The sequence below is a fragment of the Sphaerimonospora cavernae genome (assembly GCF_042435035.1).
Lineage (GTDB): Bacteria > Actinomycetota > Actinomycetes > Streptosporangiales > Streptosporangiaceae > Sphaerimonospora > Sphaerimonospora cavernae.
In genome coordinates this window covers 1-11,219 of sequence record NZ_JBHMQT010000015.1, presented here as the reverse complement: position 1 = coordinate 11,219, position 11,219 = coordinate 1, and the positions used below count along the sequence as shown (strand labels likewise).

Annotated in this window: 10 protein-coding genes; 9 read left to right on the top strand and 1 reads right to left on the bottom strand. The window is 70.8% G+C overall.

Features of this window, described 5'->3' with window-relative positions:
- Positions 1–248: 248 nt before the first annotated feature.
- The 3 genes from ACFHYQ_RS10270 to ACFHYQ_RS10260 all read left to right on the top strand — a co-directional run bounded on the left by ACFHYQ_RS10270 (position 249) and on the right by ACFHYQ_RS10260 (position 3,580).
- Complete coding sequence (locus ACFHYQ_RS10270; RefSeq protein WP_394300898.1) at positions 249–851, top strand: copper resistance CopC family protein; 603 nt, start codon at positions 249–251, stop codon at positions 849–851.
- Positions 848–1,912: a CopD family protein gene (locus tag ACFHYQ_RS10265; RefSeq protein WP_394300880.1), complete on the top strand. Its 1,065-nt coding sequence runs from the start codon at positions 848–850 to the stop codon at positions 1,910–1,912. Before ACFHYQ_RS10270 ends, ACFHYQ_RS10265 begins: the two co-directional genes overlap by 4 nt.
- A gap of 318 nt (positions 1,913–2,230) precedes the next feature.
- Entirely contained in the window at positions 2,231–3,580 is a 1,350-nt protein-coding gene (locus ACFHYQ_RS10260) for a sensor histidine kinase (RefSeq protein WP_394300879.1), read from the top strand.
- Between the two features lie 76 nt (positions 3,581–3,656).
- Here ACFHYQ_RS10260 and ACFHYQ_RS10255 read toward each other — a convergent pair whose 3' ends face one another.
- Positions 3,657–4,916 carry a hypothetical protein gene (locus tag ACFHYQ_RS10255; protein WP_394300878.1) on the bottom strand — a complete coding sequence of 420 codons (1,260 nt, stop codon included), beginning with the start codon at positions 4,914–4,916 and terminating at the stop codon, positions 3,657–3,659.
- 121 nt (positions 4,917–5,037) lie between these two features.
- Here ACFHYQ_RS10255 and ACFHYQ_RS10250 point away from each other — a divergent pair, with 121 nt between their 5' ends.
- The 6 genes from ACFHYQ_RS10250 (at position 5,038) to ACFHYQ_RS10225 (ending at position 11,122) form a co-directional block, all read left to right on the top strand.
- Entirely contained in the window at positions 5,038–7,623 is a 2,586-nt protein-coding gene (locus ACFHYQ_RS10250) for an alpha/beta fold hydrolase (protein ID WP_394300877.1), read from the top strand.
- Positions 7,620–8,492 carry an ABC transporter permease gene (locus ACFHYQ_RS10245; RefSeq protein ID WP_394300876.1) on the top strand — a complete coding sequence of 291 codons (873 nt, stop codon included), beginning with the start codon at positions 7,620–7,622 and terminating at the stop codon, positions 8,490–8,492. The genes ACFHYQ_RS10250 and ACFHYQ_RS10245 overlap by 4 nt, the downstream gene beginning before the upstream one ends.
- Positions 8,493–8,509: 17 nt before the next feature.
- The gene (locus ACFHYQ_RS10240) at positions 8,510–9,820 is read left to right on the top strand and encodes a helix-turn-helix transcriptional regulator (RefSeq protein ID WP_394300875.1); all 1,311 of its coding nucleotides are present in this window, start codon (positions 8,510–8,512) and stop codon (positions 9,818–9,820) included.
- Positions 9,821–9,893: 73 nt separating this feature from the next.
- Positions 9,894–10,613 (top strand): Pr6Pr family membrane protein, encoded by a 720-nt coding sequence (locus ACFHYQ_RS10235; RefSeq protein ID WP_394300874.1) that lies wholly within the window; start codon positions 9,894–9,896, stop codon positions 10,611–10,613.
- Between the two features lie 130 nt (positions 10,614–10,743).
- On the top strand, positions 10,744–10,899 hold the full coding sequence (locus ACFHYQ_RS10230) for a hypothetical protein (protein ID WP_394300873.1): 156 nt from the start codon (positions 10,744–10,746) through the stop codon (positions 10,897–10,899).
- A 13-nt stretch (positions 10,900–10,912) separates the two neighbouring features.
- Positions 10,913–11,122, top strand: coding sequence for a DUF397 domain-containing protein (locus ACFHYQ_RS10225; protein WP_394300872.1), 210 nt, complete (start codon positions 10,913–10,915; stop codon positions 11,120–11,122).
- Positions 11,123–11,219: the final 97 nt, after the last annotated feature.

The following is an 11,219-nucleotide window of genomic DNA, read 5'->3' as shown; positions in this document are numbered from 1 at the left end:
TCCACCCCCTCCCCCCTCCCCCCTCCCCTCTCCCTCCCCCGCGTGATCTTGCAGTTTCTCGCACCAAGCCCCCGTGACATGGGCAGACGCCATCCGTGATCTTGCAGTTTCTCGCACGCTTCCGCATCGACCTGGGCGAAGCCATTGCGTGATCTTGCACTTCAGGCGCAGGGGGACCGATCAGCCGTGATCAGTGGGACCATTGCGTGGCAAGACCCCGCCAATTGGAGGCAAAGCAGGTGTTGGAGATGAGGCGGGCGGCTCTACGCGCGCTGGTGGTCCCGCTGGCCGTGTGCGCGGCCCTGCTGCTGCTCACGGCGCCCGCGCGAGCGCACAACGTGCTGACCGGCAGCGATCCCAAGGACGGTGCGACACTCGCGGCCATGCCCGCCCGGGTGACGCTCACCTTCGATCAGCCCGTACGCCCCGACTTCGCCAGGGTGGCCGTCACCGGCCCCGACGGCGCCCGCTACGAGCAGGGCGAGGTGGCCGTGAACGGCACCACCGTCTTCATCGGCGTCCGGTCCCCGGCACCGGCGGGCGCCTACTCCATCGGCTACCGCATCGTGTCGAACGACGGGCATCCCATCACCGGCACCATCGACTTCACCGTAACGGGCGACGGCACCGTGACGGGCGACGGCACCGCGGCGACGGCTCCGGCCGGGCCGCCGGTGACAGCGTCCCCGCCCGGCACGCCCCCGCCCGGCGCTGCCCCGCCGGGAGTTCCCGTGTCGAAGTCCGGCGGAGGGGGCTGGGTGTGGGTCCTGCTGACCATGACCGCCACGCTGCTCGCAATGTGCGCCTACGTGCTGGTACGGCATGACCGTCGGCAGCGGAGCGCGGCATGACCTCGACCAAGGTACGGCGCACGCCGCCGGACCCCACGCCGTCGGAGCGCACGTCGGAGCGCACGTCGCCTGCCGACCGGCCGCGGTTCCCGATCGCCGGACTGATCACGGCCGGCCTGCTCGCCGCGGTGATCGCCACGTGGCTGACATTGCCGGGACGCGCCCCGGGCATCCCCATGCCGAGCCTGGCAGTCGACTACGGCCTGCCGATCACCCGGCTGGTGCTCGACCTGGCCGCGACGGCGGCCCTCGGCCTCAGTCTCCTGCCCAAGCTGCTCGGCTTCGACGACCCCGAGCGGACCGAACCGGTGGCCGCGCGCGCCCGTCACTGGGCCGTGCTCGCCTCGCTCGTCTGGGGCGCCGCCGCGCTGGTGTCGACCGTGTTGAGCGCGGCCGAGTTGACCCCCGGACAGGTGCCCGACATCGCGACCTATGTCGCCCGCATCCCGTCCGGCCGAGGCCTGATCATCAGCACGTCCTTCGCCCTGCTCAGTGCCGCCGTGGGCATGCTCGCCGTGCGGTTCGGCGAGAAGGTCCCGGCCGAGCTACGGGTGCTGGTCGCCGGGTTCGGGCTGCTGCCGCTCCCGGTCACCGGCCACGCCTCGAACTGGTACTGGCACGACCTCAGCATGGTCGCCATGGAACTGCACGTCATCGGGGCCTCGGCCTGGACGGGTGGACTGGTCGCGCTCGCCGTGCTGCTGGTCCGCCGGCGTGACCTCCTCGCGGCCACGCTGCCGCGCTTCTCCCGGCTCGCCACCTACGCGCTCATCATCGTCAGCCTGTCCGGGATCTTCAACGGGGTGGTGGTGCTGCTGCTCACGCCCGGCGAGAGCTTCCCCGGGTCGCTGCTGACCACCCGGTACGGCTGGCTGATCGTGGCCAAGACCGTCCTCAGCGGAATCATCGCGCTGCTCGGGGCCAACATTCGATGGCGTCTCATGCCGGCGATCGAGCGCCGGTCGCGCACCGCGTTCGCGGTCTGGGCCGTGTTCGAGCTGGCCATCATGGGCCTCGCGTACGGCGTCGCCGTCGTCATCACCAGAACCCCCGTGATCTGATGGATCGGCATGTCCGGGTGCTCCCTGAAAAACCAGGAGCATCCACGGCACCGCTGCGCACATCAGCCACTATCTACACCTAATTCCCATCACTCGGAAAACCTCGGATAAAGAGAACGTAATACCTCTCCCAGGTTTCAATATAGATCTAGCCCAAAATTTCCATAGAGCCCGGTCATGGGGTGCCGTTAAGTAATATTTAATGCACTTAGCTCTTTTATTGGACACGGGGGATCTACCTTGAAGGTCAGGGGGGTGCGCCTGCCGCGCCCGCGCTCCATCAGGGGTCGCTTCACGCTTACCGCGGGATTGGTCTCTTTGATCATTCTCGCGGTGATCGGCGCCGGTTCCGACTTCGTGATCCGCAAGACCGTCGAGTCGCACGTCTTCAACACGACGCAGCAGGCCGCCATGGACTGGATGTCGTCGATGCGGCTCGACGGGACGCCGCGGGCCGATGGTCCGGCCGATCGAGCCCGGCTCCTCCAGCTCGTCGATTCCCGAGGGCGAGTGGTGGCGGCCAGCGCAGCGGCGGCGGACAGGCCGCCGCTGAGCACGATCCGGCCACCCGTCCACGACCGGATTCAGTACCTGAAAACGTGCTCCTCCCAGGGCGGGTGCGTCCTTCTCACGGCCATGCGGCCCACTCCGCAGGCGGCCTCCCTGCTCTGGAGCGGCGAGCCCCACTACGTCTACTCGGGGGCGGAAGAGCCCGGCGTCCTGGCCGGGATCCGCCTGGAAGCCGCGACCGCCGCCCTGGTCCTGCTCACCTCCGCCTTCTCGGCCTGGATCATCTGGCTGGTGGTGGGGCGGACGCTGCGGCCGGTGGCGGCGATACGGGAGAAGATCTCCGAGGCCACGGTGAGGGACGTGAGCCTGCGACTGCCCGAGCCGCCCGGCGACGACGAGATCGCCAGGCTCGCCCGCGCGAGCAACCGGTTTCTCGACCAGTTGGACAAGCTCGTGTCCGATCAGCGGCGCTTCGCCTCCATGGTCTCCCACGAGCTCCGGTCCCCCGCCGCCGCCCTGCGTGCCCAGGTCGAGGAGGCGCTCCTCTACCCCGACGATGTGGATCCGCACGAGGCCCTCCGTGGGGCTCTGCGTTCGACGGAGCGCTTTCAGCGGATCATCGACGAACTGCTGGCCTACACCCGGGTCAAGCGGACCGGCACGTCGGCTCCCGAACCCGTCGACCTCACCGCGATGGTGCGGGCGGAGCTCGGCACGCGGCCCCCTCACGGCAAGCCGGTCCTGCTACACGCCGCCTCCGAACGGCTGACCGTGCTCGGCATCCGGCTGCATCTGCTGGGCGTCCTGAGCAACCTGCTGGCCAACGCTCAGCGGCACGCGCACTCCCGCGTCGATGTCACCGTCGAACGTTCCGGCGACCAGGCCGTGCTGATCGTCCAGGACGACGGCGACGGCATCGCGTCGGAGGACCGCGAGCGGGTCTTCGAACCCTTCGTCCGGCTGACGGACGGACTGCGCCGCGATCCGGGGGGCAGCGGGCTCGGTCTGGCGATCTGCCGCGAGGCCGCCAGGGCCCACCATGGTTCTCTCGCGGTCGAGGACTCGCCGCAGGGAGCTCGCTTCGTGCTCCGCCTGCCGCTCACGGACCTACGGCCGAGCCCTCAGCCGGACGAAGAGCTGCAGCCGGCGCGGTCCTGATCGCGGGACCGGGCCGGCTGCGGGGCTCAGGCTTCGTGGGCCTGCGGGATTCGGAGGGTTCGGAGGGTTCGGAAGCTCAGGCTCCGGCGGCCGGTGCGACCACCTCCGACTGCGGGGCCTCCGACTGCGGGGCGGCCTGCGTCTCGAGCGGCATCGCGCCCGGCTCAGGAGCTGTTAGGCGGTGCCTGCCGGCGAACCATTCGATCGCCAGCCAGGCGACCGCCAGCCCGGCGAGGGCGACCGGCCACGACTCGACGGCGTACGGCGGCGTCTGCACGCGGGCCTGTACGGCGAGACCGCCGTACACCCCGCCGGTCACGAGCACGGCGCCGAGCACCGGTCGCAGGTACGGCACCCGCACCAAGAACGCCAGATCGACGCAGAGCCCGCCCAGCACCAGGAAGAACGGCACGGCCGACGCCGGGAAGTCGCCCCCGACGAGCAGCGGCCAGATCACGCAGCGGTACCCGACGTACACGGCCGCCACGGTCGTACCCGTCCAGCGCCGCCCGACCATGAGACGGGCGAAGACCACGGCGGCCATGCCCACCACCACGGCGTAGACCGGGTAAACCCACTCGGGGATCGGCAGGGAGAACTTGACGACCATCGTACGGTCCACCGCCCGGCCCATCTGCTGGGCGGCGAACTCGAGCAGGCTGGGCTCGGCGTACGGGGCGCCCCGGTCCCATGAGGCGATCTCCAGCACACCGTACTCCTGCTGCTGCTGCGCGAAGTGGACGTTCTCCAGGAAGAACGCGAACAGGCCGCCCAGCACGAGCGTGCGCCGCCGCGCCGAGACCCCGGTGTGCGGCCCGGCGCCGACGAACCATCCCCGGATCGCCCCGGCGAGCATCAGCGCGGTCCCGATGTAGAGCAGCGCGTGCGAGGGGCTCCATGCGGTGATGTCGAGCCCGTTCACCCGGTGGTTGATCAGGTCGAGCGGGATCGCGATGAGGAAGATCCCGGTGCCCCACACGATCAGGCGGGACGCCGTCCGGTCCACGCCGTAGCCGGTATACCAGTGCACCAGCGCCAGGCCGACCGCGATGACCGTGCCCACGGTGTTGAGCAGGTGCGGCGGAGCCAGGTCGTCGCGCAGCCACTTGAAGTGCCACGACACGTCCCAGCTCGATCCGAGGACCTTCAGCAGGAACGCCGCCAGCCAGCCGAGGTAGAGGACCCGGAACAGATCGGCCGGCGTCTCCCGGCCCGCCTCCCCACGGGTCCAGTAGGGAAGCGCCCACGCGAGAACGCGGAGCACCAACGCGCGAACGGCGTACCCCCACCTGCGGACGGGTGCGGTGAGTAGCCTGAACATCGTTCCTGTTGCCACGCCCGAAATGATGCCGGTCCCGTGACTGGCCACGCAATCAGGGACTTCCCCGATGCATCATCACGATTCGGCACGCGCCGGCGTCGGAAGCACTGTCTGTCCGGGCCAGTAGCATCGCCGCATGAGACTTCCGGACGGGCGACGGCCCCTGGCGGCGGCGGTCGCGCTCGTTCTCCTGGGGGCCGGCGTGCTGGCCTGGGTGCTGTGGCCGTCCCCACCGCCCGTCAGGGGCCAGGACGTCGCGATCCCCGTCATGGACGGGCCGGCCGGCGACCAGCGGGTGACCCTCGACGCCGCCTTCTTCCCACCGGCCTCGGGTGGTGCGGCCCCGGCGGTGCTGCTCGCCCACGGGTTCGGCGGAAGCAAGGAGGACATGCGATCGTCGGCCGCCCGGCTGGCTGAGCGGGGCTACGCGGTGCTGACCTGGTCGGCCCGCGGGTTCGGCCGCTCGACCGGAGAGATCGCGCTCAACTCGCCCGACTACGAGGTCAAGGACGTCCGCCAACTCGTCGACTGGCTCGCGAAACGGCCCGAGGTGCGCCTCGACGCCACCGGCGACCCGCGCGTGGGCATCGCGGGCGGCTCGTACGGCGGGGCCATCGCGCTGATGGCTGCCGCCTACGACGGCAGGATCGACGCGATCGTCCCGCAGATCACCTGGCACGACCTGGCCGACGCGCTGTTCCCCGACGCCACCGGACAGGGACCGCTGAACGGCGTGTTCAAGAAGATGTGGGCCGGCATCTTCTTCGGCTCCGGCGGCGGCGCCTTCGCCTCGGGTCGGGGCCTCCCGGAAATCGCCGACGCCGACCCGGGTGCGGGCGGCGGAGCGCGCGTGCCGACGGCCGAGCAGGTGCGGTGCGGGCGCTTCCTCCCGGAGATCTGCGACATGTACCAGGAGGTGGCCGAGACCGGGCGGGCCACGCAGGCCGCGGTCGACCTCCTGCGCCGCTCCAGCCCGATCTCGGTGCCGGGGAAGATCAAGGTCCCCACACTGCTGATCCAGGGACAGCGCGACTCGCTGTTCCCGCTCTCCCACGCCGACGCCAACGCGCGGGCCATCGCCGCCACCGGCGCCCCGGTGGAGGTGGCCTGGCTGAGCGGCGGGCACGACGGCGGCGACGGCGAGCCCGACTGGGTCTTCGACCGTACGGCCGGCTGGTTCGACCGCTGGCTGAAGGCAGACGGGGAGCCGGGCGACGCCGCCGAAGCCGGAGCCTTCATCGTCTCCAGAGACGGGGGACGCGACCCGGGGACGCGGCAGCGCGTGCTGGTGCACACAGTGGCGGACCGCTACCCCGGCCTGTCCGGCACCGACCCGGCCACGGTCACGATCGCGGGCCCCGACCAGCCGGTCGCCAACCCGCCCGGCGGAGCTCCCCCCGCCATCTCATCCGTGCCCGGCTTCGGCGGCCTGCTCGGCGGCTTGGGCGGCAGCGCCTCGGTCGCGCTGGACATGCCGGGCCAGGCCGCGACCTTCGAGTCAGCGCCGCTGACCGCGCCGCTCCAGGTCACCGGCGGCCCGACGGTCCGGATCCGGGTGTACGGCGAGGGCGAGGCGACGCTGTTCGCCAAGCTCTACGACTCCTCCGATGGGGCGCAGGCCGTCCTCCCGTCCGGCCTCGTCGCGCCGCTGCGGGTCACCGCCACCGAGGCCGGGACCCCGGTCACGGTCACGCTGCCGGCCATCGACCGGCGGTTCGACGCCGGGCACCGGCTGCGGGTGGTCGTCTCGACCACCGACCTGGCGTACGCGACGCCGGCCGCCCCCGCCGTCTACCGCATCGGCCTGGACTCGCCGGACCTGACGCTGCCCCGGGACGCGGCGCTGACCACCCCGCGCACCGGCCCGGCCTGGTGGGTATGGGCGCTGCCGCTCGCCGCGGTCGCGGTCGCCGCCGCGCTGCTGCTCGCCGGCCGGGCCGGGACACGGGCCCGGGCCCGTGACGACCGCCGGACGGACCTCGCCGAGGTGCCGCTCGTGATCAGCGGCCTGGGCAAGCGCTACCGGGGCGGTGAGAAGGCCGTGGACGGCCTGTCGTTCCGGGTGGACAAGGGCCAGGTGCTCGGCCTGCTCGGGCCCAACGGCGCGGGCAAGACCACCACGATGCGGATGCTGATGGGCCTGATCCTGCCCGACGAGGGTGAGATCAGGATCTTCGGCGACCGGGTGGTGCCCGGCGCCCCCGTGCTGTCGCGGCTGGGCTCGTTCGTGGAGGGACCCGGCTTCCTGCCGCACCTGACCGGCCGGGCCAACCTCGAGCTCTACTGGCGGGCCACCGGTCGGCCGGCGCGGGACGCCCATCTGGAGGAGGCGCTGGAGATCGCCGGGCTCGGCGCGGCCCTCGACCGCGCCGTCCGCACCTACTCCCAGGGCATGCGGCAGCGGCTGGCCATCGCCCAGGCCATGCTCGGCCTGCCGGACCTGCTGGTGCTGGACGAGCCGGCCAACGGCCTCGACCCGCCGCAGATCGCCGAGATGCGCAAGGTGCTCAAGGCGTACGCCGAGCACGGGCGCACCGTCATCGTCTCCAGCCACCTGCTGGCGGAGGTCGAACAGACCTGCAGCCACGTGGTGGTCATGCACCGCGGCCGGCTGGTCTCCGCCGGGCCGGTGGGCGACCTGCTCGGCGCGGCCAAGGCGGCCAACGGCTCCGGCCCGCGGCTGGAGGACGTGTTCCTCGACCTGATCGGAGAGAGCCGTTGAGCCCGTTGACGCAGGAGTCCCAGGACCTCGGGCAGGCGTCCGGCTACGCGCCCGGGCGGACGCTGCCGCTGCGGGTGGAGATCCTGCGCCAGTTCAAACGACGCCGGACGCTCGTGATGTTCGGCCTGCTGCTGGCGCTGCCGTGGCTCCTCGTCGTGGCGTTCCAGTTCGGTCCGCAGCGCGGCGACCAGGGCTCGCTGCGACTGTCGGACCTCGCCACCCAGGGCGGGCTCAACTTCGCGGCCTTCGCGCTGTCGGTGTCGGCGAGCTTCCTGCTGGTCGTCGCCGTGGCGTTGTTCTGCGGCGACACGGTGGCGAGCGAGGCGAGCTGGTCGTCGCTGCGCTACCTGCTGGCCGCGCCGGTGCCCCGGAGCAGGCTGCTGCGGCAGAAGCTGATCGTGGCGCTGGGCTACTCCGCGGCGGCCGTGACCGCGCTCCCGCTGATGGCGCTGCTGGCCGGCACGCTGGCCTTCGGCTGGCACGACATCCGGGTGCCCGGCACGGGAGAGCTGATCCCGGCCGCCGATGTGCTGCCGAAGTTCGCCGTCGTCATCGGATATGCCCTGGTCAGCCAGCTCGTGGTCGCGTCACTGGCCTTCCTGCTCTCGGTCGGCACCGATTCGCCGCTCGGCGCGGTCGGCGGGGCGGTGGGCCTGGTGATCGTGAGCAGCATCCTCCAGGCGGTGGAGGCACTCGGCTCGGTGCGTGAGTTCCTGCCCACGTTCTGGAACGCCGCCTGGCTCGACGCGCTCGCCCCGCAGCCCGACTACAGCGGAATGATCAAGGGCGTGGCGGTCTCCGTGACGTACTCGGTGATCCTGATCGCCCTCGCCTTCCGCCGCTTCCGCCGCAAAGACGTGGTTTCCTGAATGAGAGCGGAGTCGACATGAAGCGCGCGTTCCGCTGGGGGCCTGTCACCGGGCCGGCCCGTGCGCGCACCGCCGCCGCGGCGTTCGTCGCTCTGATCATGTTCCTCGGCCTCGGAGCCGCGCTCGCCCTGGAGTGGGCGCGGGAATCAGGTGTCGTCTCCTACCTGACCAACCCTGTGGGCATGATCGCGGTCGCCGGATCGGCGACGGTGATCGCTGTTCTTGCCATGCGCAGGCCTGGGGGTGAAGACGGCCGGCGCCCGTCGCCGGCGCTGCTACGTGCCGAGTCGGCGGTGCTGCTGGCGTACCTGGTGCTGGCGGCGGTCGCTGTGACCGCACACCGGCGGGGATGGTCTGTGACGCCGCTGTCGGTGTCGCTGTGGGGCGCCTGGTGGATCGCTCCGCCTGCTGGATTGCAGGTGATCGCGCTGCGTATGCTTCCGCTGAGGCGCTCGATCATCTCTGTCTACGTAGCCGTCATCGCGGTGGCGATGGTGCTCCAAGCCTTGCTCTCCGAGCCGCAGGATCCGTTCGTCGGCGTCCCGCCGGCCGCGCCGCAGGCGTGGGTCCGCGCGCTTCCGGTGGACATCGGCGCTGCGCTGGTGCTCCTTGCGTCCATCGCCGCATGCGTCGTGTGCGTCCGCGACGCGGTACGTTCCAGCGGAGAGGACCGCGTTCGAGCGGTCTGTGCGACCGTATGCGCATCCATCGCCCCGCTGGTGTTCATCGTCTGCGTCGGGCTGGCGGTCGCGCGGGAGCCCGGGCAGGTCTCCCCCACCGCGGGGAGCATCGCCTACCTGGTAATGCTCGGCTTCGGCTGTGTGGCCGGCGTGGCGGTCACCATCAGGAACCTGACACTCAACTCCGCAGGTCGGATCCTGGCAGCGGCGGTCAGCGCGTACGCCGTGGTGGCGGTCGTCATCGGTGCGACCCTGGTCGCGGGCCTGCTGGCGCCGGCCGGGTCGTTCATGTCCGCGGTCACCGTCGTCGCCCTCACCGTCGGGGTCGTGCTGCTGACTTGGCGCGTCGCCTGGGCGCTGACCGCACGCCTCGAGGAGAGGGACTCCCCGGACCCTGCGCGGCGCCTTCCCGACCTGTCCGCGCGTGAACGCGAGGTGCTCGCACTCGTCGCGGACGGTGCCCGCGACGCGGAGATCGCCCGGGTCCTGTTCCTGTCCGAGCGGACCGTGGAGGCCCATCTACGACGCATCTACCAGAAGCTGGGTCTGGAGCCCGAGCCCGGCCGGAACCGGCGCTGGCTCGCCGCCCGGGCCTGGATCGCGGCAGGTGGCGGCTCTGAGGCCGAGATTAAGGGGAACTCCGGATAGCTGTTTTCACAGGTCCACGGCGAACATCAGGGTCAGGCCGGCCCGACCGGCCCCATCCGACCGGAGGACCTTCATGACCGTTCCCCTCGCCCGCCCCGCCGCCCCCCGGCAACGGACTCGATCTGGAGTTCCTCGCCTGGCGCTGGGTGTGGTGCTCGTCGTCTTCGCCTGCCTGATGTTCGCGAACGTCGACATCTGGCTCGCTTGGGATGACGCCAACCCGACGCTCGGGCACGGGCGATTGCTGCTGTACTTCACGACGCAGTCGAACCTGCTGGCCGTGATCGCACTGACGATGGTGGGCACGGCGTTGCTCCGCGGCCGCCGTCCCACGCGGGGCAGCGAGTACCTGCGGGGGCTCGCCACCGTCGACATGGCGATCAGCGGGCTCGTCGCGTCGATCCTCCTGACCGAGCCGGGCGCCCCCTTCACCTACTCCGACTTCCTCCTGCATCAGGCCGGGCCCGCTCTGATGGTGCTGTGGTGGGTGATAATGCCGCCCACCGAGCCGGTGCGGTGGTCGGCCGTGTTCGTCTGGCTCACCCATCCGCTGCTGTGGACGCTGTGCGTGCTCACCTACGGCGCTGAATCGAGCGACGGCTGGGTGCCCTACTTCTTCCTCTCCCCCGACGAACCCGGCGGATGGGGAGCGGTTGCGATCTCCCTCCTCGTCATCCACCTCCTCTTCGCGGTCCTGGCCGTCGGAGTGGTCTCCGTGAGCAGGTTCGCACGCTGGCGCGGATCCGTATGGCGCCCCTTCGATGCGCACATGCACGAGACCGACCTTGAGTGAGGAACCGGCAAGCAGCGTCTGTGTCACCGTCGACTTCTCCGACTGAACATGAAGCGCGGCGAGAGGGAAGGAACGGCGGGGCGGCAGGCGCGATTGACTTCACCACCATCGCCCCTCAGTCTTCGTCGAGATGGCGGAGCATCTCCTGGACTTCCTGAGTTTCGGGATGGTCGGGGCCGAAGAGGAGGCGGAGGTCCTCCAACAGCGGTGTGATGACCTCCCTCGCCTGTCGGTCATCCCGTTCGGCGGCCAGGGCATCGCTTCCGTCTACGGAGAGAGCACGTGAAGGGAGTGCGGGAGTGAACGAAGCGCTTGATCTGTCCCATGCCTTATGGCGCAAGAGCAGCATCAGCGGGGGTAGCGGACAGTGCCTGGAGGTGGCGATCACCGACACCGCGGTCGGCGGCCGCGACACCAAGGACCCCGAGGGCGGCACCCTCGTCTTCAACCGTGACGAATGGCGCGCATTCCTCGGCGGCGTACACAACGGAGAGTTCGACCTCGACTAGGGACACGACCAGGCCCCGACAGCTCGCCGCGGCGGGCCCTCGACGAAGCCGCATCGTCGAGGGCCCGCGACTTCCGTATCCGTTTGTAATACACTCA